Below are 26,930 nucleotides of genomic sequence, written 5' to 3'. Positions count from 1 at the left end.
TCCATCTTCCTTTGCTTGATAAGGCTTCTCTCTTTTTCCTATCAAGTCAACATTCCTATTATACACTCTATTTTTGTACAGAAGAATATTTATTGTGCAAGAGGTGAAGATTAATTCCCCAATTAGAAATTGACGTTTTAAAACGCCATATAAAGATAAGCCCATGCCTGTACAGGCATGGGCTTATCTCATAATATATTTGTACACAATAAGGTAATGAAAAGTAATTTATGCTTTGGGGAATCACATAAATTATGACAACATAGGTATAAATACTTATATGCAAAATGCAAAGCATTCATTAATTGAATTGTACTTGGATAGTAGAAAACATTGCCACTTTTTTTAATTTAAATATATTTTTTAAACTTACATATCTACTTGCTGTACTTTTTATCTCGAGCTCTTTAACATTGCCAAAATCTCTGCGGAGCTCGCAACTCTTTTATTTTGAATCGTTTCAGCAAGATGTGATACTTTATAAAGTGTTTCCATGCTTTCAATCGGATATTTCCCAGCTGCTGTTTCAGCAGAAAGCATCACTGCATTCGTGCCGTCCAGTACTGCCTGAAACACATCCGTCACCTCGGCTCTTGTAGGAATTGCGCTGCTCACCATTGATTGAAGCATTTGTGTCGCGGTGATCACATATTTATCGTGCAAGCTGCATTCATGAATTAATATTTTTTGGAGCAAAGGAATCCATTCATACGGTAGCTCTACCCCTAAATCTCCTCGTGCAATCATAATTCCATCGCCTTCTTCACATATTTGCTTGAAATTTTCTATAGCTTCCATTGTTTCCACTTTCGCAATCAGCTTTGGTGCATTTAGATGTTTTAAATGGATAAAATCTTTAATGTCTTTTAAATGTTCAGGGGTTCTTACGAACGAACAAGCAAGAAAATCTACTTTTTCTTTCAATAAGAATACGATGTCTTTTTTGTCTTTTTCAGTAATGGCCGGCAAACCGACGCGAGCACCTGGCAAATTCACGCCTTTATGAGACGAAATAGATCCGCCCTTTTTTACCTTTGTGACAAGTGTATCTTCTTCTACTCCTTCAACAGCCAGTTCTACTTGACCGTCATTGATTAAGATTTTGCTTCCTGTTTGAACATCCTTCACGATACCCTTATAGTCAACGCTGGCTCCTTTTTCATTTCCTGACATCTGCTCTGTATATAAAATAAAAGATGCGCCTTCTTTTAACACTATTTCTTTTGACTTTATCACTCCAAGTCTAATTTTAGGACCTTGTAAATCTCCTAAAATTTGAATAGAGGAATTTAAAGATCTTAACGTATCTATAATTGTTTTATGACTTTCATGCGACCCATGAGATAAATTCAGCCGAGCAATTGTCATTCCTTTTTCCAACAGTCTCTCTAGTACATCTTTCTTATTACTAACAGGTCCGATTGTACAGATTCTATCGATTGCCACTGCCTTTCACCATCCTTTTAATGTAGGATGCCCATTTCCATAAAAGAGATAAGCTTTATACAAAAATAGGTATATCACCACAAAAAAATGCCTCTTAGTCAATAACTTGCCTAAGAGACAGCCTTTTTATTACTTTACCCAGCTTTCCGTCACTTTCTTATTTTTAGAAATCCAGTTTTTCACGCCTTTTGTTTCGTCTTTTGCACTGTTAATTTCTGATTCTAATGATGCCAATTGATCAGCGCTAATCGAAAAATCTTTAAGCCACTTTGCTGCTTCTGGATAATCTTCCTTAAAAGCTTTTTTACTGATTGACTGTATTTTCTCAGGTCCAGTTGGATTCATCGTATTTTTGGGATCTTTTAAGTATCTGAGATTATACTTTTCAAAAGCCCAGTGCGGGCGCCATAACGTAACAACAATAGGTTCTTTATTAGCAATGGCTTTATCCAATTCCGATAGCATCGCAGCTGTACTGCTCTCTACTAAATTCCAGTCTGTTAACCCATAGCTGGGCATGGCATGGTCTTTCGTAAGACCATTGATTCCAGATCCCGGTTCAATGCTAATAATCTTTCCGTTAAACTCCCCTTTCTTATTTTTTAAATCACCTATCGACTGCGCGTCTACATAGTCGGGAACGGCTAATCCGCTGTCTGCTTGATCGTACCAAGTGCCGAGAACGTCTACTTGTTTTCCGAATCTTTTCATGTAAGAACTATGGGTAGTAGGCATCCATACATCCAAAAATAAATCAATATTTCCTTGAGCAACTCCTGAGAAAAGCGGGGCTACGTCACTTTGAACTGCTTTAACTTTATAGCCTTTTTCCTCTAATAATTCCTTCCATAAAAACGTAACGGCTACGGCTTCGTCCCATGGTATGTACCCAATTGTAATTTCTTTTTTAGTCGTCGTGCCGCTTGCCGTATTGCTATTTCCGCATGCAGAGACAAGCAGCATGACGACGATTGTTAGCATAATAAAAGAAATTTTTTTTGAATGTTTCATCTAATCCCACCTTTATCCATTTTATTTGCTTGATTGAATATCTTGGCTTTTTCGAGTAGAAAGATGCGTTAAACGATCTAAGATAACGGCAATAATAACAACCGCAATCCCACCGATAAACCCTAAGCCTACATCCAGCATACTGATGCTTCGTAATACCTCTGCACCTAGGCCTCCCGCACCGACCATGGAAGAAATAACAACCATCGAAAGTGATAGCATAATAACTTGGTTTACACCCGACATAATCATAGGCAAAGCGAGCGGCAGCTGGACTTTAATTAATTTTTGCCATTCTGTCGCTCCAAAAGCTTCCGCTGCTTCTAAAGTGGTGTGCGGAACTTGCTGAAGCCCAAGCAGCGTCAGACGAACGGCAGGCGGCATTGCGAAAATAAACGTAGCAATAAGAGCTGTAACATTCCCTAATCCAAATAAAAGTACGGAAGGAATTAAGTAAACAAAAGCAGGCATCGTTTGCATAATATCAAGAATAGGCTTTATGACTGCCCCCACTTTGTTAAAGCGGTGTGATAATATGCCTAAAGGAACGCCGAATAAAAGTGAGATAATCGTAGAAGCTAAAACGAGAGATAAGGTCAGCATTGATGCTTCCCATAAATCCAAGCTAATAATAAGAAGTAACCCAAAACACGTAAATGCAGCTATCTTCCAATCTGTCAACCATAGCGCTAATAGAACAAAAACAAGGACAGTTACTAGCGGAGGAGAGGCTGTCAATGCCCATTCAAGGCTGCTGATTAAACTGGTCATTATCTGGTTGATTCCAGTAAATACACCTGAAAAACTATCAATCATGTAATCAACAAATGAATTTGCCCATTTATCTAAAGGAATACGAGGAATCATCGCAGCATTCACCATCATATTTATCGAACCTCCACTTGATATGATTTAACTTCTTGCTGCTCGGTCACTGCAATACGTTCAGTGAGATTTGCAATAAGAGTGCTCGGGGAAATCATACCTTGTAGGCGATGATGATTATCAACAATTACTACAGGCGAATGACTGTCTGTAAATAGAGGAATCATTTCTTGTAAAGACATATCAGGATTGACGCAATGCGGCTGTGTCAATGCTTTTCCTTTTAAATCATGCTTATGAGCTTCAATAAGCTCCATCACTGTATAGATGCTCATCATACCTAATAAGCGGTCAGAACTATCAAGAACAAAAATCGTAGATAAATGATTGGTTCTCATTCTTCTTAATATAACTTGTGGTGATTCATACTCATAGGCAGCCGTTTCTACCGGAATAACAGCGTCTTTAGCAAGGCGGATTTTGCCGTAATTAACGTCTTGAACAAGCAGTTTTACATAATCGGTTGCGGGTTGACTTAAAATATCTTCAGCCGTTCCAAGCTGTACAATCTCTCCGTCTTTCATTACGGCAGCCCGGTGCCCTAAAGTTAATGCTTCATCTAGATCATGCGTTACAAAGATAACTGTTTTTTGTACTTCTCCTTGAATATCAAGAAATAGCTTTTGCATATCTCTTCGAATAAGAGGATCTAACGCCGAAAAAGGCTCATCCATCAGCAAAATCTCTTGTTCAGAAGCAAGGGCTCTCGCTAATCCAACCCGCTGCTGCATACCTCCTGATAATTCATAAATTCTTTTATAAGCTTGTCCATTTAACCCCACCATTTCAAGCGCCTCTTTCCCTCGCTTTTCCCTTTCGCTTGCTGATACGCCTTGAATTTCTAGACCGAACGTAATATTGTCAATTACGGTGCGGTTTGGAAGAAGGCCTACATTTTGGAATACCATTCCAATTTTATTTCTTCGTACTTGCTGAAGCTGTCTTTTTGGCATATGAGAAATATCTGTATTTTCTAGATATACCGTCCCTTCTGTTGGTTCTATAAGTCCGTTCAAACATCGAAGTAAAGTAGATTTACCGCTTCCTGATAATCCAATTAACACAAAGGTTTCTCCCTTTTTCACTTCGAAATGAGCATTGTAAATAGCAACGGTTGTCTTAGTAGCTTGTTCGACTTCATATTTACTTTGTCCAGACTCTCTCAGCTTAAGAGCCTGTTCTTTTTGACGGCCAAACACTTTTGAAACATCGGTAACGCGGATAATGGGTTCTGTTAGTTTAGAGCTTGTACTCAATTTATTTCCCCCTTATTTTTAAAGTAGATTGTTAGAGATGGTCTGGCACACCGAGATAATGTGCCAGACCGCTTCTATTTACTATTCGACCTTCATACCGATTGCTTCTAATACATAATTGTAAAAATGCGAAACGTGCTGTTCGATAGGTACTAAAATCCCTCCTTCTTTATAAGATTTTGAGCTCATATTTTCTTGACACCACTCACACGCTTCAAAATCTTGTAAATTAACGCGGTGAAATAATTCCACGGCATCTTTTGGGTCAAAATCAGGCTTAGCCATTTCTTCCGGGTCGAATAACCATTCGCAAATTACTTTGGACTTTTCTGCACTGATTGGAATAATACGATGAATAATAACGTGATCCGGTGTTAAGTTGATAAATACAAGCGGCAGAACGGTAATGCCAAAATACGTGCGGTCATCTTCAGGAAGCAACCCTTTTAACATAGGACGGCTTCCTTTCCCGCTAATTGAAAAACCTTCTAACTCATTGCCAAACTTAGCTCCACCGCCTACTGAATTTTGAGTGCCGACTCCCGAACGAAATTCAGGGAGCGTTGCCGTAAGCTCAGGGTGAATAGAGGAACAGTGATAACATTCTTGAAAGTTTTCTACAATAAGCTTCCAGTTTGCCTCGACTTCGTACTCTTCACGATGAGCGGATTTTAAATTTTGAATTTCATACCTAGCAAACGTATAAAGCTCTCCAAAACGATCAAAAATTTGTGCGTCTAGCTGATATTCAACAGATATCGGATTGTCTGATAAATTAACCCAAACCATGCCGTGCCACACTTCAATGTGAACGGATGTTAGTCCGTAACTTTCGTTATGCACGAGTTCTTCTCGACAGTGGCTTGTGTTAGGAACACCTACTAAATCACCATCTAAGCTATAGCTCCACGAATGATACGGACAGCGAATGACCCCTGCTTTACCGGATGCTTGGCTGCACAGCTTAGCTCCTCGATGCCGACATACGTTTAAAAATCCTCGCAGTATATGGTCTTTTCCTCTAGTAATTAAAATATTTTCGCCTTCAACTCTCGTTGTAATATATTGTCCTGGTTCTGCTATTTCGTATTCAAATGCAACTAAACTCCATGATTTAGAAAATATATGATCTTTTTCTAACTTAAAAATGTCCGAAGATGTATACAGCTCTCCTTTCAACGTGGGCTCAAGTCTCCCATTATCATTTACTAAACCATGTTCCATAACCATCTGCTATTCCTCCTTCGCTTCTTTAGAAACATTTAAATAGAACCATTCGCAAGAGCTGACGACGATTTATACTATTTTGTTCGCCGCAAATCGCTGCGGAGCAAACAAATCAATTGGGTGATTGGTTTTTCCCTCTGTCACTAAATCTGCTAAAATCTCTCCTACTACGCTTGCAAACTTAAAACCATGTCCGGAAAATCCCGCTGCAATTGCTACTTGAGGATATTCAGGATGCAGCGAAATGACAAAATGTTCATCTGGTGTATTGGTATACATGCACGTTTTCCCTTGTAAAAACCGACCGTTGAGCTGCGGAAGACCTTGAGCTAGATAGTGCCGCATCATGTTCACTTCATCTTCATATATATTTCGATCAATCGTTTCCGGCGTACACGCCGTTCCTTTTCGGAAAAACGCCACTTTTGCTCCTTCAGCCTTTAATCCAAAAGAAGGGAAACCATACAACTGTACATAATCATCTGCTTCCCAAATATAAATCGGCTGTTTTCCCACTGAAAAAACGTCTATTCCTTGTGTTGGTTCAAAAAACATTTGCACATGACGCTCTACTTGTAAGCTAACACCTAATTCCCGTAATAAATCGGGTGCCCAGGCGCCTGCAGAAATAATGATTTTTCCAGCTTCATATATTCCATTAGCTGTTACAACACGCACGCCTTCACCAGAAGGATGGGCTTCCCACGACACCACTTCTTCAAAAAAATGAAGCTCAGCTCCGTATTTTTCTGCTTGAAGAAGGTGAGTATATACGCTTGCTTCCGGCCTAACGAATCCAGCTTTTTCTTCATATAGAGCAACCGTAGCAGGTGAAGGTGTAAATACCGGAAACCGTTTGTAAATATCCTTTGCTTCTAGAATCTCATACGCAAGATTCCACTGTTTAGAGCTTTCGATGCTTCCAGAAACCGTCAAGCTATCAGGAGGTCCCATCATAAGTCCACCGGTAACCGTAAGAATTTCTTGACCGCTTTCTCTTTCAATTTCATTCCACAATTCGTAGGCGCGAAGCAACAATGGAACATAAGCAGGGTCTTCAAAATACGACTGCCGAATAATTCTAGAACCGCCGTGACTCGATCCTAGATCATGAGCAGGACCGTATTGTTCTAACCCCAATACCCGCTGCCCTTTTTTGGCGAGCTGATAAGCAGCCGTACTCCCCATAGCTCCTAATCCGATAATAATGACATCATAATGTGTTGACATCTGCATTTCTCCTGCCTTTCGATTGATCAATTAAACTACCGCTGGGGAGTGTGTCATCATTGCTGCTTTATAACGCTGACCAAAGTATTCAACTTCTAAAACCATTTCTTCATGTACAGCTTGAGATAATAAGGTGTGTACAATTCCTTTGCCTAAGCTGTATGAATAGCCAGCACTTGTCACAAATCCGAGGGCCGTTTCTCCATAAAAGACCGGTTCATATCCCATTACTATCGCTGAAGGATCATCTAATACGAGCGTCGCTAATACTGTTTCAGAATCTTTTCGCTGACGATCAAGCAATGCCTCTTTTCCAATAAAAACTGGTTTTGTTAAATCAACCATTTCATGAAGGTCGACTTCATATGGATGATGTTCGCTCCAAAAGTCTTTCCCGCTTTTTAACGAAAAAGATTCAATTCGAAGGTTTTCAAGAGCTCGGTCTCCCCCAGCAATCAGCTGATAAGGCTGTCCTTCTTCCATTAATAAATCCCATAAATTCAGACCTTGATCGGAAGTCGTAATTAATTCCCAGCTCTCCATTCCCCCGCAGGAATCACGCAGAGCAAGGACTGAAACATTTTCGATAAACAGCGTTTTCGCTTGCCCTTCAATCCAAGTGTTGCCAAGGTCTGAGCGTTGAACCATGGACTTCATTACTCCTGTAGCTTTAGGGCCAATTAATGCTAAACTGCATGTCCCTGACGTTACATCTTGAAAAACAACTTGATCGCTGTGTGGCACGTGTTTTTGAATCCAGCTTGCTTCTACAGCTCCCGTACAAACAATCAAGAAAGTGGATATATTTTTGCGAATAACCGTTATTTGATCTTTTATGCCGCCTCGCTCATGCAACATACACGTGCGTATGCTTTGACCTACTGCAATGTCTATATTTCCTGTCGTTAGCTTCTGTAAAAACTGGAGAGCTCCTTCTCCTTTAATTTCTAACCTTTTCTTTGCTGCCGTTGTATCGTAAAGAGCTGCGTGCTGACGAGTATGCAAATGTTCAGCTTCAATAATTGGTGACCAATGTTCAGCAGCCCATCCATTTCTTATTACCATCATCTTTTCATAAGTAGATATAAGCGGATAGTTAGCTTCATACCACTGGGGCTGCTCCCATCCTGCTTTTTCATTAAAATAAGCTTTCAGTTCTTGTTGACGCATATAAAATGGACTCACGCGCATGTTTCGCGATACTTTTCGCTGCATAAATGGATGGTGAATACTATAAACCTCTTCATACTCTTCAATAGACCGCTGTTTGTAATAAGCAGGGCTGCATGCATACGTATCGAAACGATTAATGTCGCATAGCTCTAAATCCACAGTCGGCGCACCATTCATCATCCATTCAGCCATTTGTTTTGCGACACCTGCAGAGTGCGTTACCCATATAGCTTCTGCTACCCAAAATCCCTGTACCGTTTGTGATTCACCAAGCAGCGGCATACCATCGGGCGTGAATGAAAAAATGCCGTTCATTCCTTTTTTTATTCCCGTTTGTTTTAATGCCGGAATTAACTCTATTGAATCTTCCCACGGTTTTTCAAAATCTTTTGGTGTAAAAGGTTTAACAGAAGGCATTTCTTTTGTTTCTCCGTATTTTGTAATATCACTGAGTTCGACTGGAAACGGCTCATGCTGATATGATCCAATCCCAAGCCCTTTTTCTACTTGACGAAAATAAATTGAATTATCTTGATCTCGAATAAGAGGAGTGGCGGCTTCTTCCGTTTCTCCGTTCAACTCAAGTAAATCATTTGTAAACACATATTGATGAGCCATTGGCTGAAGAGGGATCGTTACACCGACCATTTCTCCGATGCGAGGTCCCCAAAATCCAGCACAGCATACGATTACATCTGCTTCGAATTTCCCGACACTTGTGTACACTGCTTTTACTTGACCCTTTGTCACTTCAATATCCGTCACTTCTGTATGACCGTAAAACTCTACTCCGCACTCTTTAGAAAAACGAATCATTTTATCAACGGCATGCAAAGGTTTAGCAATACCGTCTGACGGAACATAGAGACCTCCGCAAATACGATCAGGACAAATCAACGAATTTTTTTCCGCGCATTCCTGCGGTGAAAGAAGAAAAGCTTCGATTCCCCATGAGCTGGCAACACCAGCCTTTCTCTTTAGATCTTCTAATCGCTCTGGTGTACGGGCAACTTCTAAACTGCCGACAGGATAAAACGAGCGCTGTTCATCTGTACTCAACTCTTTAAAGGTCTCGACTGTTTGAGAAGCTAGTGTTGTCAGGATTTTTGAAAAGCTAAGCTGAAATACAAGCCCCGGAGCGTGAGAGGTAGATCCTCCTGTTTCTAGCAAAGGGCCTTGCTCAATCACTGTTATGTTTCGTTGCCCCATTTTACTTAAATAGTAGGCAATGCTGCACCCGACAATTCCAGCTCCTATCACTACTATTTTCTTATGTTTCATCACTTCATATCTCCCTCCTTTTTTGGTTTGAAGGTGTTAAATATTGTCGATAGTTAATTATATTTTTAATTTTCTTAATTTTCAAAGTATTTTGTTAAAAAGTGTGACATAGATTTTTTTTGCACTTTCTTCCGCTAATGTTCGGATAACGCTTTCTTAACTTTAAAATCCCAGAAAAATCGCTGTTTTTTTCTCTCGAATAACGAATTTTAAAGAAACTATCTATCTGTCAAAATGACACTTATCAATGAATGGTTATACCAAAAATGACGGAAAGAAGATAGCTAAAATAACTTAGCTATCTTCTTTTTAAACCATTTACCGATTAATTAATTTTGAAGGCTTAAATACTTTTGCTTATTTTTAGACCAAAGTTGCTTGTTTGACTACTTTTTTCATTTCTTCTGCAACGTTTCTTTTGTCTTTTTCACTTGTAATCCCCCCGCCTACAATCACAAGATCCGGCTGTGACTGCACGACTTCAGGAAGTGTATTCAGTTTAATACCTCCTGCCACCGCTGTTTTTGCATTTTTCACAACTCGTTTAATCGTTTGAAGCTGCTCAAACGGAGTCTCTCCTTCAGCTTGAAGATCATACCCTGTGTGTACACAAATATAGTCAACACCGAGTGCATCGACTTCTTTTGCACGTTGTTCAAGGTTTTTTACATTAATCATATCGACAAGAATTTGTGTTCCTTGTTTTTTGGCCTCTTCTACAGCGCCTTTTATAGTCGAATCGTTAGTAGCGCCAAGTATGGTAATAATACTAGCACCCGCTTCAGAAGCTTTCATGACTTCATAAGCACCTGCATCCATAATTTTTAAATCAGCTAATACCTTTAAAGACGGAAATGCTTCCTTGATTTCTTTGACTGCTTTTAGCCCTTCGTTAATCACAACCGGAGTACCAATTTCTACAATATCGATATACTCTTGAACCTCCTGCACTACTTCTTTTGCCTCTGAAATATTTACAAGATCCAATGCTAATTGAAGTTCCATACCTGCTTCACTCCTTCATTAAATGGGGTTGCCTAGCATGAATTCATTGTAAAACCGTTACTTTCAAAAAAAAAGTAGGCACTTTTAAAACATATAGTCACTAAAAATATACTATGGATGCTTCGGTGTATCTTATCACTTGTATTTATTTTAGAAAATTCTGAATAATAAAGGCGTTTTTGTAACCTTCTCAAGAAAAGATTTTATCCCATATGTGTGGAGTTATTCATTTCAGGTTCTATAAAGGTTTCCATATAATTTTTTCCCCACTCGTCCATGCTTTCAAGAATGGGCATCAAGCTTCTCCCGTGCTCAGTCAAGGAATATTCAACTTTTGGAGGTACAACCGGATAGACTTTTCGGTGAACGATTTGATCTTCTTCTAATTCTCGCAGCTGACTTACTAACATTCGCTGAGTAATTCCCGGCATCATAGATTTTAACTCACCAAATCGCTTTGTTCCTTCTTTTCCTAGATGCCACATAATCAACATTTTCCACTTGCCTCCAATAATCGTCAACGTTAATTCCTTTTCACAGTTAAACGTTTTGCTAAAAAGTCTGCTCAATCCTTTTTCCTCCCTTTTTATGCGTAATAGTATAGTTTTAGACACTATATGAAAATAAAGTGTCTACTTATAAAGGAAAATTGTACCTGCTATACTGTAATCTGTAAAGATGGTAAAAGACTATATTCACTGCAATAGACCGTTAAAATAAAGGAGGAGATCAATTGGACAGCGTAGCTCGTTCACGTGATAATTGTCTCAAGTCTCATTTACCACAAGCGTTAGAAGTGGATTCCATGACCTTTATCTTATTTGGAGCAACAGGAGATTTAGCTAAAAGAAAAATTTTTCCTGCGTTATATAATTTATTTTTAGATAAAAAGCTGCCTTCTTCCTTTTCTATTGTTGGTACGGGTAGAAGCAACTGGTCTAATGATGCCTTTCAAATATATGTAGGAGAATCCGTAAAGACTTTTTCAAGGCGCTTTAGCCAAGGTGAATCCAAGATAAAAGAATTTCTTAAGACAGTTCGCTATCATAAAATGGATGTTACCAACAGTGATGGATATGACCAGTTGCTGCATGCTATTCAAGAAGGTGAAGCAGAATTAAATATTCCTGAAAATCGTCTTTTCTATTTATCAGTGGCTCCTGAATTTGTAGACGTTATTGCTTCAAATATAAATAGCGGCGGATTAGGATCTACAAAAGGCTGGAAACGTCTTATTATCGAAAAGCCTTTCGGACACGATTTACAATCTGCTCAAGTGTTAAATCAAAAGCTTACTGAAACGTTCAATGAAGAAGAGATTTATCGTATCGACCACTATCTGGGAAAACCAATGATTCAAAATTTGGAGGCTCTAGCAGCTGCAAACCCTATTTTACAAGCACTATGGAATCATCACTACGTTGCAAATGTCCAAATTACAGCTAGTGAAACAGTTGGTGTAGAAGAAAGAGCGCCTTACTATGATCAGTCCGGTGCAATTAGGGATATGTTCCAAAACCATATGCTTCAAATGCTTATGATGACTGCCATGCAGCTGCCAAAGACACTTAACATCGCAAAGACTCGCCAACAAAAGATAAAAATTATGAAAAGCCTTCGCCCTCTACAAAAAGAGGTTATCCATTCGAACGTCATAAGAGGTCAATACGAAGCGGGAAAAATCCAAAATCGTTCCGTTATAGGATATAAAGAAGAGCCCGGCATCAATGCTGCTTCCGTCAATGACACATTTATAGCAGTCCGGGTATGGATTGATCATGAGCTTTGGAAAGGAGTGCCTTTCTATCTTCGCACGGGAAAAAGAATGAGTAAAAAATGCACGCGTATCGTCATTGAATTTAAACATCCTTTAAAGGAGGTTTATACAGCCGATGAAATCATTCCTAACCTTTTAGTTGTCGAAATCAGCCCAAATGAAGGTATTTCGCTGCAATTAAACAGCAAAAATCCTTTGAATGGCAATAAAATCGAACCTATTTTTATCAATTTCTCCACAAATCAAAAAGAAGTACCAGAAGCTTATGAACTGCTGTTATTTGATGCTCTACAGGGAGACTCCACATTTTTTGCTCATTGGGAAGAAGTTGAATTATCTTGGAAATGGGTGCAGCCTATTTTAGAAGCTTTTAACAATGAGGGCTTTCCTCTTCATTTTTACTCTGCTGGTACAATGGGACCAACAGCTTCAAAGCATTTGTTAGAAGAAGATGGGTTTAAGTGGTGGTAGTTTTATAATTACCCTAGATTATTTCTAATCTATAAAAAGAGATTGAGACATAACTAAAACAATGGAAAGATCCGAATGATACATTGTTCGGACCTTCCTTTAACTAAAACATTCGTGTTCCATCCTCTTTTTGTACATGTTTCAAATAACTTCACCTGGCTAAATCTATGTCACTTAAAAAATTAAATCTTCGTATCTTCTTTATTTAATATCAGCCATTTGATTTTTCGATCTCGCTCTTTTCTTTCTTGTTCATCAACCAAATCATATTTCTTCAGCAAATGAAACATCTCGTTTAATGTTGTTTGCGAAGGGTTTCGCACGAGAAACTCATGAAATAATGAACGAATATCTTCTGGCAGCCACTGTGACTGCGCGTTAAACTTCTGCTGTACATCTTCTACCGAGTGGTCTAAATTACATTTACCCATACCTTTTCCTCCCCTTTTATGTAACTGTTTTGCATTTTTTAGTCTTCTTTTCGTTTAAACGTATTTGGCATCACCACTGCCACAACTTCTCCAGTCGCAACAACGATATCATTCGCGTATACTTCTGTTTTAACTTTCCATTTCTTCGGGTGAATTTCTTCAACCGTTCCTATCGCTTTTAGTACTTCACCCTGTGGCGTTGGTTTTTTAAAATCTACGTGGAGAGAACCGGTAACAAACCGCGGCGGCTCTGCTGAATCTCCTATTTCGCAGCCATTTTTACGGTATAGAGCAAGAGATGCAGAGCCTGTTCCATGACAATCAATCAGTGATGCAAGAAGTCCGCCATATACAAATCCTGGTATAGCTGTATGTTCAGGCTTAGGTGTATAAAGGGTAATTGTTTTTTCTCCTAGCCATCCTGTCCGAAAATGATAGCCGTCTTGATTTAATCGGCCGCAGCCGTAACACCATGCAAAATCATCCGGATATTCGTCTTGAATCGCTTTTACTACTTTTTCCATGGTTCACCACTCCTTTTTTCGGAATATTTTAACACATTTTCTCTTACAATCGTTAGAACTAAACGGACTATTTTCAAGCTTACATAACTAAAAATCTTAGAAGAAAAGCCTCACTTAAAAAATAAGTGAGGCCTTATCGTTAAAATTCTTCATAGACAGCGGGGTCTTGATTATTAAGTCTTCCATCTTCGCGGTTCAATTTTGAAAGAATATTCATCTCCGTTTCATCTAAAGAAAATGAAAAAATCGATATGTTTTCAAGCTGCCGCTTGCGAGATGACGATTTTGGGATTGAAATGGCGCCTAGCTGATAATGCCATCGCAAAATCACTTGTGAAACTGTCTTATTATGACGGTCTGCAATTTGTTTAATTGTTTCATTTTCTAAAACAGCACTCGCTCGTCCTAGTGGACTCCAAGATTCAATTTGAATATTTTTCTCTTGATACCAATTTCGATATTGATGTTGATTAAAAAAAGGATGCAGTTCTATTTGATTGATGCTTGGTAAAATGCCGGTCTCTTTTTCCAAGCGCTCAATATGCTCGGGAAGAAAATTACAAACACCAATTGAACGAATCAAGCCCCAGCGCTTCGCATCAATCAGTGCTTGCCAAGCTTCTACATAATGATCTTGTTTAGGATTAGGCCAATGAATAAGATACAAATCGTAATAGTCTAAATTCGCCCGATATAAAGATTCTTGAATGGTAGGAATTGCTTTGTCATACGTATGGTATCGCCCTGGGAGTTTAGAGGTAACAAATAGTTCTTGTCTAGAAACCGGTGTTTTTCGGAGAGCTTGCCCCACAGTGCCTTCATTTTCGTAATTATAAGCAGTATCGATTAAACGATACCCTACATCAATCGCACTCGTTATAGCGTTGACTCCTTCATTTCCGTTAAGCTTGTATGTACCAAAACCTATAGCAGGCAAGGTTACCCCGTCATTAAGGGTTATTTCAGGAATTACTTTACTCATTATTATCCACTCCTTTCGATCATGCCCTAAGGTTAGCATATATTATCCAATACTTGAATAAATTTGCATCACTCCTTTTCACAAAGGAGTGATGCTTTTAAAACAATCCAAAAAGCGATTACGGAGAAACCTCCGTTTTAAACTCGTTAACTTCGCACTTTTCTGCTTCTTTCTTGTTTTTAGTTAACGTAAAGAAAGCTACAAAACCTAAAAGCGCCGTACTAAATAAGATAGCAGCCATCGGAATCGCTGTTGTTTCGTTAATCCCTACTAAAGGAGAAACAATTGATCCTAAAGTTAATGGAAGCATACCTAACACGGCACTCGCACTCCCTGCTCTATGTCCTTGATTTTTCATTGCCAATGTCACCGAGCCTGTGATCGTCATTCCTATAGAGATCATGTAAATAAAAATGGGAATAACAATCGTAGCAAGCGGTCCTTTAAGCATAGTCATGATAAGAAGTACGCTAGTAGCACTTACAGCCGTAATCACGGCAATGCGAAGCAGGCTTCTTTCATGGATAATTCCGCTAAAGCGCCCAATAATAAAGCTTCCAGTCACAATAGCCAAGCCGTTAATACCAAACAAAATGCTAAAAACTTGCGGAGAAACATGGTATATCCCTTGATAGACAAATGGAGTGCCTGATACATAAGCAAAGCTTCCTCCATGGACCAGTCCGATAATTAGGGCATACCCAATAAAAGAACGGTCTTGTAATAAACTGCCCATTGTGCGAACAGAATGACCAATTGAACTTGGTGTTCTATTTTCAATGGGCAAAGTTTCTTTTAAACGCATTGAGATTGTTAAAACAATTAAAAGACCTATTAAACTTAAAAACAAGAAAATAGTATGCCAGCTTGCAAAAGGAAGAAGTAAAATAGCACCTCCGGCCATTGGTGCTATCATTGGTGCAAAGGCATTGATAACCATTAACAGAGCAAAAAACTTCGTAAGTTCTCTTCCGCTAAAGACGTCTCTGACAATGGCGCGAGAAAGAACAACTCCTGCCGAAGCCGTAAACCCCTGCAAAAAGCGTGCGATAACTAAAGCCGTGATAGTAGGAGCCAGTGCACAGAGCAATGACGATAACATAAATAAAGAGATGGAGATGAGTAAAGGTCCTTTTCGTCCCTTTGCATCACTGATTGGACCAATCACGATTTGACCAACGGCAAGTCCTAGTAAACACGATGTTAAGCTAAGCTGTACAAGTGAAGCTCGCGCATCTAAATGATCAGCAATAGCAGGAAAACTTGGCAAATACATATCGATATTAAGCGGACCTAATATCGCAAGCGTGCTGAGAAGAAACGCTAATCCTAGACGTTTTTTTCCAGTTGGATTATGAAGCATAATAGCAGAGCACCTTCCTTACTTAAATATTGTATTTTCACAGATAACCTCTAGTCTATTGAAAGGCACCCCTTCTGTCTAGGACATTTGTCTAGAGATGCAGATAAAGTTCCACTGGCAAAGAAGGAGGTATGAGTAACTACAACTACATACGGTTAACATAAAAAACAGCGCTTGAAATTCCTCCAAGCGCTGTTTTTTTATATACTATCTAATGCCTGCTGTAAATCTCTCATAATATCTTCCCAAGCTTCCAGCCCAACTGATAAACGAAGAAGTTCATTTGAGATGCCCATTTCTTTTCGAGCTTCTTCCGGCACAACTGCATGCGTCATCGAGGCAGGATGCTGAATAAGTGTTTCAGCATCGCCAAGACTCACCGCGATGGAAATGAGCTTAAGCTGATTCACCACTTTTACGGTTTCTTTATAACCGCCTTCCACTTCAAAAGAGAGAAGCCCCCCTCCTTTTTTCATTTGCTTTTTCATGAGAGAATAAGCAGTGCTGTTTTTATCCCCTGGATAATAAACGGCTTTTACCTTGGGATGGAGACTTAATTGTTTTGCGATATGTTCAGCATTCTCACAGTGGCGATCCATTCGAACGGCCAGTGTTTTTAAGCCTCGGAGTAACAGCCACGCATCAAATGGTGAAAGAATACCTCCAATATCTTTTTGCGTCGTTTTGCGCAGTACGGAAATAACCTCTTTGTCCCCTACTACAATTCCTGCCACAACATCTCCGTGTCCACCAATAAATTTAGTTGCGCTATGAATAACTAAGTCGCATCCAAGCTTCAGCGGCTGCTGCAAATAAGGAGTTGAAAAGGTATTGTCTACTACCACGGGAATTCCTTTTTGTTTGGCGATACAAGTCACTAACTCTAAATCTACTAAAGTCATAGTCGGGTTAATCGGTGTTTCAATATAAATACATGCTGTATCTTCTTTGATAGCAGCAAGAATTTCTTCCTCAGTTTCCAAGTTGGAAAAAGAATGATGGATTTGATATTTTTCCTCAAGCATTTCCAGTAAACCAAACGTGCATCCATACACTCCTTTAGAACATAAAATATGATCGCCTGCTTTTGTAAGTCCAATTAATACAGCCGATACTGCAGCCATTCCTGATCCAAATGCCAAAGCGGCTTCGCCTTCTTCAAGCTGTGCCATACGCTCTTCTAAAATGGTGACCGTCGGATTAGATAACCGAGAATATACATAACCATTTTCTTCTCCGCTAAATCGGTTTGCACCTTGTTCTAGAGATGAAAATGTAAATGTAGACGTTTGATAAATAGGTGGAGCTAAACTATCAAAATGATGTTTTGATTCGTACCCTGCGTGAATGGCTTTTGTTTCAAACTGATATTTCTTTTTTTCGTTCATACGGCTTCCCCCTTATGCAAACAAGCGCTGTGTCATTTTTAAAAATGTAAGCGTTTTCTTTTATTATATTTCTCTTTTCTTTTTTCGTTCCCTGCCTATCTATGTAGATAATTCCACCGTAGAGAAGGAAGCGACATGCACACTGCACCTCGCTTTACTTCATCATTTGTTTAATTAGTATTGAATTACGCTTTTTAAATACTTCATTATGAGAAGAAACCATAGCTGTCTTAGCAGCAGAGGGGTGAACGAATTGTTTTGCTTTGTTTACGGCATTAGCAGCATCTTGAAAAGCGCCGGTAATCAAATGGACTTTTCCTTCGTGCATGAGAATATCTCCAGCTGCATATACACCTTCTACAGACGTTTCGCTTGCTGCATTACCTGCAACGTAATAGTCATCAATGGTTTTGATATGTAGTTCGCTGTTTTTTAACAGCTCTGTATCTCTTTTATAACCGTGATTAATGATAACTTCTTCAATCGATAAATAAGAAACCTCACCGGTTTGATGATTAGTCAGCTCAACTTTTTCAATAAATTCATGCGTCGCATCAGCCACTAATTTTGTAATAGATGTGTTAAGCAGACACCGAGCCGAACTGTTTATTAATTGTCTTACTTGTGCTTCATGACCGTTTAGTTCACTGTTTCGGTACGTAATATATACCTTTTTAGCAACGGGCTCTAGCTCATTTGCCCAATCAATGGCTGAATTGCCTCCCCCGGAAACAATCACCGTTTTATTTTTAAAATGCTGCAGAGATTTAACCGTATAGTTTAAGTTTGATATTTCAAATCGTTCTGCTCCTTCAATTTTGAGCTTTTGCGGATTTAAAATACCTCCTCCAACAGCAAGGATAATGGTCTTAGAGTAATGATGTTCACCTGAAGAACCCGTCAGCTGGAAAATACCATCTTTCAAGCGAGAAATGGATTCAATCTTCTCATCTAAAACAACAGTCGGATCAAACGTCAGCCCTTGTTCCACAAGCTGTTCAATAAGCTTCGCACCGGAAATAGGCGTTTGGCCCCCTACATCCCAAATCATTTTTTCAGGATAAACGTGAAGTTTTCCGCCTAGTTTTGGCTGATATTCAATCAGCTTTGTTTTCATTTCCCTTAGCCCGCTATAAAAGGCAGAATAAAGGCCAGCCGGTCCCCCGCCTATAATTGTCACATCAAAAAGTTCATTGTGTATCATGCACGTTCACTCCTTGTAATCAATTGTCATTGATTATCATTCTCATTTAAATATACATCTTCTTCAACGTTTTGACAATAAAAATAACTATTGACATCCGGAAACGTTCGAATTATAGTATGTAAAGTAAACGATACTGATAATCATTATCAAGTATTTGTTGTATTAAATGTAAACGGAGGGTCAGATATGGTTCGCCTATATACAGAGAAATTACATATTAGTTATGGTGAACGTCTAATAGTAAAGAATTTAAGCGTTAACATTCCAGACAAAAAGATTACTACAATTATTGGTTCAAACGGATGCGGCAAATCAACGCTTTTGAAAGCCATTACCCGCATTATTTCTCATCAATCCGGTTCCGTTATTTTAGACGGCGAAAACATTTCAACAGAACATACAAAAGCACTCGCTAAAAAAATGGCTATTCTCCCTCAAACCCCTGAAAGTGCTAAAGGCTTAACGGTGGGAGAACTTGTATCTTATGGGCGATTTCCCTATCAAAAGGGGTTTGGGCGTCTATCAAAAGAAGATTATCAAACGATTGACTGGGCTCTTGAAGTAACCGGAACAAAAGATTACAAGTTTCGTCCTGTAGATTCTCTTTCAGGCGGTCAGCGCCAGCGAGTGTGGATTGCGATGGCTTTAGCTCAAGAAACCGATATTATATTTCTTGATGAGCCGACTACCTACTTGGATATGGCTCATCAGTTAGAAGTGCTTGAGCTGCTTCAAAAATTAAACAAAGAGCAGGGACGTACAGTTGTAATGGTGCTTCATGATCTAAATCAAGCCGCTCGCTTTGCGGATTATATTATCGCTTTAAAAGATGGTGAAATTGTCAAAGCCGGAAAATGTGAAGAAGTCATTACGCAGGACGTTCTAAAAAAAGTGTTTCATATCGACGCTGAAATTGGACGAGATCCGAGAACAAATAAACCAATGTGCATCACGTATAACTTATTAAGAGGAGATAACTAAATGAAAAAATTATTGCTTCCATTCATGCTTATATTCGTATTACTTATTAGTGCCTGCAGCAGCGGTTCAACTGAAAGCAAAAATGATTCTAGCAAAAACAGCGAATCCAAGACGATCACATATCAATCTGAAGACGGCCCTGTAAAAGTTCCGGCTAATCCGAAACGTGTTGTTGTGTTAGGTTCCTATGCAGGTAACGTACTTTCTTTAGGTGTTAACATTGTCGGAGTAGACTCATGGTCTAAAATGAATCCCCGCTTTGAAAAGAAATTAAAAGGCGTGGAAGAAGTATCAGACGAAAATTTAGAAAAGATCATTGAATTAAAGCCTGACTTAATTATTGGCTTATCTACTACAAAAAATATTGATAAATTGAAAAAAATTGCCCCTACTGTCACGTATACATACGATAAAGTAGATTACCTTACTCAGCATGTAGAAATTGGAAAGCTATTAAATAAAGAAAAAGAAGCACAATCATGGGTAGACGACTTTAAAAAGCGTGCGGCAAAAGCTGGTTCTGATATCAAAGCTAAAATTGGCGAAGATAGCACGGTTTCAGTTATTGAGAACTTTGACAAGCAGCTTTATGTGTTTGGGGATAACTGGGGACGCGGAACGGAGATTCTTTATCAAGAAATGAAATTAAAAATGCCGGAGAAAGTAAAGAAAATGGCTTTGAAAGATGGATACTATGCGATTTCGCCAGAAGTTCTTCCTGAATATGCCGGAGATTATTTAATCTTTAGCAAAAACCAAGATGGAGATACATCATTTGAGAAAACAGATACGTACAAAAATATTCCTGCTGTAAAGAATAATCACGTATTTGAAGCAAATGCAAAAGAATTTTATTTTAATGATCCAATCACATTAGATTATCAACTAGATTTCTTTACTCAAAAATTTCTTGGCAAGTAATTCATTCAAGAGGAATTCTTTTTAGAATTCCTCTTACTTTGTTTTACTAAATTTATTCTTACATGAAAAGATGGGTGTGTTATGAAAAAAGACAATCAGCGTTTCGTTCCTTTTTTATACAAATTAATAGGTATGCTGCTCGTATTCATCATAATGTTTGTTTCTTCAATGGTTTTTGGCGCTGCTGACATATCGATAAAAGATGTATGGCTAGCACTTTCATCAAGCAGTGTAAACGAACAGATTTCGATCATCAGAGATATTCGTTTACCTCGTGAAATCGCCGCTGTTTTTGTGGGGGCTGCTTTATCAGTATCAGGGGCTATTATGCAAGGTATGACAAGAAACCCACTTGCAGATCCAGGACTTTTAGGGTTAACGTCTGGCGCAAATGCGGCTTTAGCTGTAACAATTGCCTTGATCCCTGCTATAAATTATTTGGGTATTACGATTGCTTGCTTTATAGGAGCCGGGGTTGGCGCAATCCTAGTGTTTGGGATTGCTGCTCTAAAAAGAGGAGGATTTTCTCCGCTTCGAATTGTACTAGCGGGAGCTGCCGTTTCAGCATTTCTTTATGCCATTGGAGAAGGCGTTGGTATTTATTTCAAAATTTCAAAAGATATATCGATGTGGACTGCTGGGGGAATGGTAGGCACTTCTTGGGAACAGCTTCAAATCATTGTTCCTTTTATCCTCGGCGGTATATTCATTGCCCTTTTGCTTTCTCGGCAGCTTACTATTCTGAGTTTAAATGAAGAAGTGGCTGTAGGATTGGGCCAGCAAACGACAAAAGTCAAAACCATTTTATTTGTCGTCATGATTCTTCTTGCGGGTGCTTCTGTTGCGCTAGTGGGAAACATGGTGTTTATCGGCTTGATGATTCCTCATATTGTACGAGGAATTGTAGGAACTGACTATCGTTATATTATCCCTATGTCCGCTATCACTGGCGCAGCGTTTATGCTGCTCGCTGATACATTGGCTCGAACGGTCAGTGCTCCTTATGAAACACCGATAGCAGCAATTGTATCGATGATTGGTTTACCTTTCTTTTTAGTCATTGTTCGTAAAGGAGGAAAAGCATTCTCATGATTCACCCAGCGCTTATTAGAAAACAACGAATAATTATGATGCTGCTCACTGTTTTGATTCTTGGAACGGTTGTGATAGGAATGGGGCTCGGTGATGCACCCCTTCCTTACAATAAAGTGTTTCCTACTCTTTTTGGCAAAGGGAATTTTACAGATGAGTTCGTCCTTTTTTCAATTCGACTTCCGCGGATTATCATTACGCTTCTAGCAGGAATGGCTCTAGCTTTATCAGGAGCTATCTTACAAGGTGTTACGCGCAATGATTTAGCGGAACCTGGGATTATAGGAATTAATTCAGGAGCAGGAGCCGCAATTGCTGTGTTCTTTTTATTTTTCCCAATTGAAGCGGGCTCTTTCGTTTATGCCCTTCCGCTAGTAGGCTTTATCGGCGCCTTGTTGACAGCTGGTCTTATCTATCTTTGTGCATATAGTAAAAGCCAAGGACTGCAGCCTGTAAAGTTGATTTTAACAGGCGTAGGTTTTTCAATGGCTCTTTCTGGAATGATGGTGGTGATTATGTCATCAGCTGATCGGGTTAAAGTTGATTTTATTGCTAAATGGATTGCAGGGAGCATCTGGGGGACAGACTGGACTTTTATATGGGCTCTTCTACCTTGGCTTCTTGTCTTGATTCCTTTTATATTGTACAAAGCAAACTCATTAAACATTTTTAATTTAAATGAAGCTGCAGCTATTGGAGTCGGAATTTCTCTGGAGAAAGAACGTGTAACATTGCTTTTAGCCGCGGTGGCATTAGCGGCAGCCGCGGTTTCAGTGACGGGCGGCGTGGCTTTTATTGGACTTCTTGCTCCTCATATTGCTAAAGGCTTAGTAGGACCGAGAAGTCAGCTTTTTATTCCCGTTGCTATTCTACTTGGCGGCTGGCTTTTGCTGATTGCTGATACTATAGGACATAACATTGCAAATCCTAACGGCGTACCAGCAGGAATTATCGCGGCCGTAATAGGTGCTCCTTATTTTGTTTATTTGCTTTTGAAAAAATAATAAGCAGACGCGCTTTTTTCAGAAAGCGCGTCTAGTTATTATTTTTTTTGTCTTTCATCTGCAGCGTTCGCTCTAGCCTGTGCTTCTAAATCGTCTTGGTCTGCTAATTCACGCGAAAACTCTTCGTCCACTCCATCTGCTTTAGATGCAGGATAATCTGCTACCTTTTTTAATTGTTTCTTCAACTCTTTTTCATTCATAATGAACACTCCTTTATTCTAGACTGTTATTAGTATGCGTTTGTCGTTTCTGCACTATGTGGAGAAAGAAGGAATTTTACCAATAAGACCGAAAGCATACGTAATAAGAAAAAGAAAGGACGTTTTATATGATCATCATTATTACGCTCTCTATTATCATTGTATTTGTTATTTTACTGCTGTGCGTAGTTACCACCTCAAAAGCTTATGATTATAAACATACCGTAGATCCGCTTACAAAAAAACAACACGAAAAAAAGTAGGTGCGCTCGTTTCACACCTACTTTTTTTATTAGCCCTGCAGTGATTTTAAATCATGATCGTTCAATTGAAATGCTTGCTTAATTTTGTCTTCTAAGTTTTTTGTTACTCTTCTCTTCCCAACTTCAACCAGGGCGATTAAAGAAAAACTGCAGTTCACTGCTTGAGCGAAGTTTCGCTGATTCATATTGTAGTTTTTTCGAATGTTTTTTACCATCTCTTTATCCATTTACACTCACTCCGCATAACTCAATATACTTTTTTTATTCCTCTTCAAGTCACATGTTCATCTAGCTGCCGACAGAGCGTAAGAAATTGCTGCTGCTCTTCTTCTTTATAGCATGCAAACAGTTTTTCAACCCTTTGCTGCATGTCTTTCTCAGCCGCTTGAATCACTTGTTTTCCCTTGTTCGTAAGCTCAACCATAACTTTACGCCGATCTTCTTTTGAATGGTAGCGCTCCACAAGATTCAGTTCATACAAACGTGTAATTGATGCTGTGATAACGCTTGGACTCGCCTTCATTTCGTCTGCCACTTTGGTCACAGGCATTGTACGTGCACGTTCAACAATCAGTAAAATATGATATTGAAAAGGGGTAATTCTGTAATACTGTAAAAGGCTTTTTACATTTGTCATTACTTTTTTGTTTAAAGATATTGAAATTCTTTGAATTTCTTCACCAAATATCAATGGATCCATCCACCTCACCGCCCCTTTCTCTCCAACATGTTTTATGATGAACTTTTGATTCTATAGCACTTTATGAATTTATACTTTTTGGAGCTGGAAGCATACGAATATCTTCCTCTTGAGCTTTTGATTTCTTTTCTTCGACTACTTTATCTTTACGTACGTCACGAAGGAAGAAACTTAAAATTAAACCGATAACAGAAATCGCTGTTGCCCAGTAAAAGGCATCGTTAATACCTTGAATCGTACCTTGCTGCGTCATTTTTCCAGATAAAATCGTCAGCGCTTGCTGCTGAGCTTGATCTTGTGATAAATGCAAAGTAGCAGCTACTTTTTGTACAAATAAATGAAAGCTATTCATAAAGAATGGATCAGACGTATTCATGGAACTGCTGATTTCATTTACATGATACGTTGTACGGTTTGTAAAAATGGTCGTCATTAAACTAATACCAATTGAACCACTTACTTGACGAAGCGTATTAGACATTGACGTTCCGTGACTGCTTAGTCGCTGCGGAAGCTGATTTAAACCCGCTGTCATAATTGGCATCATTAACAGTGACATACCGAACGAGCGGATAATATAAATCGCTAAAATATGATTAAATGGTGTATCCATCGTCAGCTTCGTAAATTCAAACGTTGAAATAGATGTAATGAGCATACCAACGATTGCTAGCGGACGAGGTCCCACTTTATCAAACAATGTACCTGAAATCGGGGACATAACCAGCATAACAAGTGCGCCAGGAAGCAACAGCAGTCCTGAATCAAAAGCAGAATATCCGCGGATATTTTGCAAGTAAATTGGAAGCAAGAACATACCTGCGTACATACTGATTGTAATCGCAATACTAATAATATTTGATAGTGAAAAAATATTATATTTAAACACGCGCATATCCAATAGCGGCTTTTCAGATTTAATTTGTTGAAGAACAAATATAATTAAAAGAACTGCCCCGCCAATGATTGTAGAAAGAACAACTGAATCCGTCCAGCCGTCATTTCCAGCTTCACTAAATCCGTAAAGCAATAATCCCATACCTGCAAGTGATGTCACAACCGAAGGCATGTGAACTTTTACATCCTTTGGAGGCTGAATGTCTTTTAATTGAAAGAAAGCAATAATTAATACAATCGCACCTAATGGCACCATGCCGTTAAAAAGGATGTGCCAATCATAGTTTTGAATAACCCATCCAGATAATGTTGGACCAATAGCCGGTGCGAACATCATGGCTAATCCAAAAATACCCATCCCTTTTCCTCGCATGTGAGGAGGGAAAATAAACACAATAATGGTCATAACAAGAGGCGATAAGACACCTCCGCCAATAGCTTGAATTAAACGGCCGGTAAGCATAATCGAAAATGTAGGTGCAATTCCGCAAATCAATGACCCTACTGTAAAACAAACCATTGCAAATAAGAACAAGCGACGCACACCAAATCGTTCAATTAAAAAAGCTGAAAGCGGAATTAACGCCCCGTTCACAAGCATATATCCAGTTAACAACCACTGAGCTGTATTTGCGGTTACGCCAAACTCAGTAATTAAATGCGGGATGGCTACGTTTAGTAACGTTTGATTTAATATTGCAAGAAACAAACCAAGCATTAAAACAATCAATAGCGGAATATGCTTTTTGATGGATCCATCACTTGTGTTTTCTATACTGGCTGTCATCATATTTCCTCCCTTCTTGAACTGTTGTAGTAAGAATTAGTCTTTTGAAATTTTTACTTCAGCGTTCATTCCTGGTAGCACATGCTCTGAATAATTGGAAATAGAGATTTTTACAGGAACCGTTTGAGATACTTTTGTGTAGTTTCCATCTGAGCTTGAGTTCGATGTTAAAGCTGAAAGTGAATTAGTTGCATATCCCACTTCTTCAACTTTACCGTCAATTTTTGTACCACTGTCTCCATCTACTGTTACATCTACATCGTCGCCCTCTTTAATATCCTTAAGCTGATCCTCTTTGATATTCGCTACGATAAATAGATCTTTCATATCTACTTCGGTTGCAATTTGCTGTCCAGCTTGAACCATTTGATTTTCTTTTACATTTGTTTGAATAATTTTTCCATCTGCTGGTACTGTAGCAGCTACAGAGCCTTTTTCAGCTTGAATCTTAGCAATTTCAGCATCTTTTGATACATCATTTCCTTCTTCCACTGTCCAGCTTGCTACCTTACCTGCTGCAGGTGCAACTACGTTGTATACATCTCCAGATACTTTAGCGTTATCCGTTGTAATATAGTTCGATTTTTGAACGTAATAATATCCTCCTCCAATTAATAAAGCTAAAATAACGATGATTCCAATAAAATTTGTTACCATTAAGCGACTTCTAGACATTCATTACTCCTCCTTAATACTTCACTAATGAAATTACTTTTTTATATAGCTTTTTCATAAAGATATTATCTCCATCTATTAGGAGATATGTTTCTTTATAATCATCTATTTGGTTAACCACCTAAATAACTTTATCATAAAGATATTTTTTCGTAAAGATATTAATTTAAAAATAATAACGATGGTTAAAGATAATCATTGCCATCCTTTACAATTGTTTCATTTTATTTTAGAGTTAGTTTATATATGTCCGTAGTGTACAAGGAGATGGAAGCTAGCATGGATAACAATGTAGAATCAAAAATTGAGCACCTTTACCAAATTAACACATCTTTTTTTCAATATATGCGACATTTAGTCGAAGAAACATTAAAAACACAGCCTTATCACTTAACACCCACTAAGTTTTATATCTTAAACTACATTGCCAGCGGTACAAAGTATATGGTGGCAGATATTTCAAATAAACTTCACTTAACCTCGGGCGCTACAACTAGCTTATTAAATCAATTGGAAGAAGAATCTCTCATTCAGCGCGTGCGAGACGAAAAAGACCGGAGAGTCGTGTGGGTTTCATTGACCGATGAATCCAAACAGCTTGTTTCAATGATTACAGAGAAGCGAAATGTATTTTTAAAAGATATGCTAGCAGCTCTAACTGTAGAAGAACAAGAAGAATATTTTCGCTTGTTAAATAAAATGGATGCCCTTTTGAGCGATAAATATGGATTTTCTTATTAGGATACCTAAAGG

The 26,930-nt window shown here is 38.7% G+C and carries 27 protein-coding genes; 7 read left to right on the top strand and 20 right to left on the bottom strand.

The annotated features are described in order from the left end of the window. Window positions 1-393: 393 nt before the first annotated feature. The 9 genes from CEQ83_RS07750 to CEQ83_RS07710 all read right to left on the bottom strand — a co-directional run bounded on the left by CEQ83_RS07750 (window position 394) and on the right by CEQ83_RS07710 (window position 11,083). A complete protein-coding gene (locus CEQ83_RS07750; RefSeq protein WP_034266621.1) occupies window positions 394-1,446 on the bottom strand; it encodes a pyruvate kinase in 1,053 nt (350 codons plus the stop codon). 129 nt (window positions 1,447-1,575) lie between these two features. Next, complete coding sequence (locus CEQ83_RS07745) at window positions 1,576-2,457, bottom strand: glycine betaine ABC transporter substrate-binding protein (RefSeq protein ID WP_028413965.1); 882 nt, start codon at window positions 2,455-2,457, stop codon at window positions 1,576-1,578. Window positions 2,458-2,478: 21 nt separating this feature from the next. Then, window positions 2,479-3,342, bottom strand: coding sequence for an ABC transporter permease (locus CEQ83_RS07740; protein ID WP_028413966.1), 864 nt, complete (start codon window positions 3,340-3,342; stop codon window positions 2,479-2,481). Between the two features lie 2 nt (window positions 3,343-3,344). Further along, window positions 3,345-4,598, bottom strand: a complete 1,254-nt coding sequence (locus tag CEQ83_RS07735; RefSeq protein WP_028413967.1) for a quaternary amine ABC transporter ATP-binding protein — start codon at window positions 4,596-4,598, stop codon at window positions 3,345-3,347. 81 nt (window positions 4,599-4,679) lie between these two features. Further along, the gene (locus CEQ83_RS07730; protein ID WP_047751332.1) at window positions 4,680-5,828 is read right to left on the bottom strand and encodes an aromatic ring-hydroxylating oxygenase subunit alpha; all 1,149 of its coding nucleotides are present in this window, start codon (window positions 5,826-5,828) and stop codon (window positions 4,680-4,682) included. A gap of 66 nt (window positions 5,829-5,894) precedes the next feature. Next, the gene (gene solA / locus CEQ83_RS07725) at window positions 5,895-7,055 is read right to left on the bottom strand and encodes an N-methyl-L-tryptophan oxidase (RefSeq protein ID WP_028413969.1); all 1,161 of its coding nucleotides are present in this window, start codon (window positions 7,053-7,055) and stop codon (window positions 5,895-5,897) included. A gap of 30 nt (window positions 7,056-7,085) precedes the next feature. Next, complete coding sequence (locus tag CEQ83_RS07720; protein ID WP_034266638.1) at window positions 7,086-9,509, bottom strand: GcvT family protein; 2,424 nt, start codon at window positions 9,507-9,509, stop codon at window positions 7,086-7,088. Window positions 9,510-9,872: 363 nt separating this feature from the next. After that, window positions 9,873-10,514, bottom strand: a complete 642-nt coding sequence (gene hxlA / locus CEQ83_RS07715) for a 3-hexulose-6-phosphate synthase (protein WP_034266616.1) — start codon at window positions 10,512-10,514, stop codon at window positions 9,873-9,875. 203 nt (window positions 10,515-10,717) lie between these two features. Continuing rightward, the gene (locus CEQ83_RS07710; RefSeq protein ID WP_014460848.1) at window positions 10,718-11,083 is read right to left on the bottom strand and encodes a winged helix-turn-helix transcriptional regulator; all 366 of its coding nucleotides are present in this window, start codon (window positions 11,081-11,083) and stop codon (window positions 10,718-10,720) included. 164 nt (window positions 11,084-11,247) lie between these two features. Here CEQ83_RS07710 and zwf point away from each other — a divergent pair, with 164 nt between their 5' ends. After that, entirely contained in the window at window positions 11,248-12,762 is a 1,515-nt protein-coding gene (zwf, locus tag CEQ83_RS07705; RefSeq protein WP_080974242.1) for a glucose-6-phosphate dehydrogenase, read from the top strand. Between the two features lie 182 nt (window positions 12,763-12,944). Here zwf and CEQ83_RS07700 read toward each other — a convergent pair whose 3' ends face one another. From CEQ83_RS07700 to CEQ83_RS07675, 6 genes are all read right to left on the bottom strand, one after another. After that, window positions 12,945-13,193 carry a hypothetical protein gene (locus tag CEQ83_RS07700; protein ID WP_049163732.1) on the bottom strand — a complete coding sequence of 83 codons (249 nt, stop codon included), beginning with the start codon at window positions 13,191-13,193 and terminating at the stop codon, window positions 12,945-12,947. Window positions 13,194-13,231: 38 nt separating this feature from the next. Continuing rightward, a complete protein-coding gene (locus CEQ83_RS07695; RefSeq protein WP_034266606.1) occupies window positions 13,232-13,717 on the bottom strand; it encodes a PaaI family thioesterase in 486 nt (161 codons plus the stop codon). 139 nt (window positions 13,718-13,856) lie between these two features. Then, entirely contained in the window at window positions 13,857-14,699 is an 843-nt protein-coding gene (locus CEQ83_RS07690) for an aldo/keto reductase (protein ID WP_049163729.1), read from the bottom strand. Window positions 14,700-14,817: 118 nt separating this feature from the next. After that, the gene (locus CEQ83_RS07685) at window positions 14,818-16,062 is read right to left on the bottom strand and encodes a Bcr/CflA family efflux MFS transporter (RefSeq protein WP_028413975.1); all 1,245 of its coding nucleotides are present in this window, start codon (window positions 16,060-16,062) and stop codon (window positions 14,818-14,820) included. 200 nt (window positions 16,063-16,262) lie between these two features. Continuing rightward, the gene (megL, locus tag CEQ83_RS07680; RefSeq protein ID WP_033578482.1) at window positions 16,263-17,450 is read right to left on the bottom strand and encodes a methionine gamma-lyase; all 1,188 of its coding nucleotides are present in this window, start codon (window positions 17,448-17,450) and stop codon (window positions 16,263-16,265) included. Window positions 17,451-17,604: 154 nt separating this feature from the next. Further along, window positions 17,605-18,654: an NAD(P)/FAD-dependent oxidoreductase gene (locus CEQ83_RS07675; RefSeq protein WP_155017155.1), complete on the bottom strand. Its 1,050-nt coding sequence runs from the start codon at window positions 18,652-18,654 to the stop codon at window positions 17,605-17,607. Window positions 18,655-18,843: 189 nt separating this feature from the next. Here CEQ83_RS07675 and CEQ83_RS07670 point away from each other — a divergent pair, with 189 nt between their 5' ends. The 4 genes from CEQ83_RS07670 to CEQ83_RS07655 all read left to right on the top strand — a co-directional run bounded on the left by CEQ83_RS07670 (window position 18,844) and on the right by CEQ83_RS07655 (window position 22,655). Then, on the top strand, window positions 18,844-19,638 hold the full coding sequence (locus tag CEQ83_RS07670) for an ABC transporter ATP-binding protein (RefSeq protein WP_014460855.1): 795 nt from the start codon (window positions 18,844-18,846) through the stop codon (window positions 19,636-19,638). Then, on the top strand, window positions 19,639-20,559 hold the full coding sequence (locus CEQ83_RS07665; protein ID WP_028413979.1) for an iron-hydroxamate ABC transporter substrate-binding protein: 921 nt from the start codon (window positions 19,639-19,641) through the stop codon (window positions 20,557-20,559). A gap of 81 nt (window positions 20,560-20,640) precedes the next feature. Then, window positions 20,641-21,651 carry a FecCD family ABC transporter permease gene (locus tag CEQ83_RS07660; RefSeq protein ID WP_155017154.1) on the top strand — a complete coding sequence of 337 codons (1,011 nt, stop codon included), beginning with the start codon at window positions 20,641-20,643 and terminating at the stop codon, window positions 21,649-21,651. Next, the gene (locus tag CEQ83_RS07655) at window positions 21,648-22,655 is read left to right on the top strand and encodes a FecCD family ABC transporter permease (RefSeq protein WP_155017153.1); all 1,008 of its coding nucleotides are present in this window, start codon (window positions 21,648-21,650) and stop codon (window positions 22,653-22,655) included. The genes CEQ83_RS07660 and CEQ83_RS07655 overlap by 4 nt, the downstream gene beginning before the upstream one ends. Before the next feature lie 38 nt (window positions 22,656-22,693). Here the strand turns inward: CEQ83_RS07655 and CEQ83_RS07650 are convergent, their stop codons facing one another. Further along, window positions 22,694-22,855, bottom strand: a complete 162-nt coding sequence (locus CEQ83_RS07650; RefSeq protein ID WP_074894520.1) for a YfhD family protein — start codon at window positions 22,853-22,855, stop codon at window positions 22,694-22,696. Window positions 22,856-22,983: 128 nt separating this feature from the next. Here CEQ83_RS07650 and ytzI point away from each other — a divergent pair, with 128 nt between their 5' ends. Next, window positions 22,984-23,118: a YtzI protein gene (gene ytzI, locus CEQ83_RS07645; RefSeq protein ID WP_080754395.1), complete on the top strand. Its 135-nt coding sequence runs from the start codon at window positions 22,984-22,986 to the stop codon at window positions 23,116-23,118. Between the two features lie 29 nt (window positions 23,119-23,147). Here ytzI and CEQ83_RS07640 read toward each other — a convergent pair whose 3' ends face one another. The 4 genes from CEQ83_RS07640 to CEQ83_RS07625 form a co-directional block, all read right to left on the bottom strand. Further along, window positions 23,148-23,345, bottom strand: a complete 198-nt coding sequence (locus CEQ83_RS07640; RefSeq protein WP_028413982.1) for a helix-turn-helix domain-containing protein — start codon at window positions 23,343-23,345, stop codon at window positions 23,148-23,150. A 44-nt stretch (window positions 23,346-23,389) separates the two neighbouring features. Continuing rightward, on the bottom strand, window positions 23,390-23,818 hold the full coding sequence (locus CEQ83_RS07635; protein WP_047751338.1) for a MarR family winged helix-turn-helix transcriptional regulator: 429 nt from the start codon (window positions 23,816-23,818) through the stop codon (window positions 23,390-23,392). Between the two features lie 61 nt (window positions 23,819-23,879). Further along, window positions 23,880-25,505, bottom strand: coding sequence for a DHA2 family efflux MFS transporter permease subunit (locus CEQ83_RS07630; RefSeq protein ID WP_098113440.1), 1,626 nt, complete (start codon window positions 25,503-25,505; stop codon window positions 23,880-23,882). Between the two features lie 33 nt (window positions 25,506-25,538). After that, a complete protein-coding gene (locus CEQ83_RS07625; RefSeq protein WP_099000061.1) occupies window positions 25,539-26,177 on the bottom strand; it encodes a biotin/lipoyl-containing protein in 639 nt (212 codons plus the stop codon). 279 nt (window positions 26,178-26,456) lie between these two features. Between CEQ83_RS07625 and CEQ83_RS07620 the strand changes: the two genes are divergently transcribed. Then, window positions 26,457-26,918 (top strand): MarR family winged helix-turn-helix transcriptional regulator, encoded by a 462-nt coding sequence (locus tag CEQ83_RS07620; protein ID WP_033578476.1) that lies wholly within the window; start codon window positions 26,457-26,459, stop codon window positions 26,916-26,918. Window positions 26,919-26,930 lie beyond the last annotated feature (12 nt).

Source organism: Priestia megaterium (genome assembly GCF_009497655.1).
Taxonomy (GTDB): domain Bacteria; phylum Bacillota; class Bacilli; order Bacillales; family Bacillaceae_H; genus Priestia; species Priestia zanthoxyli.
This window is presented reverse-complemented; position numbering and strand designations above follow the sequence as displayed.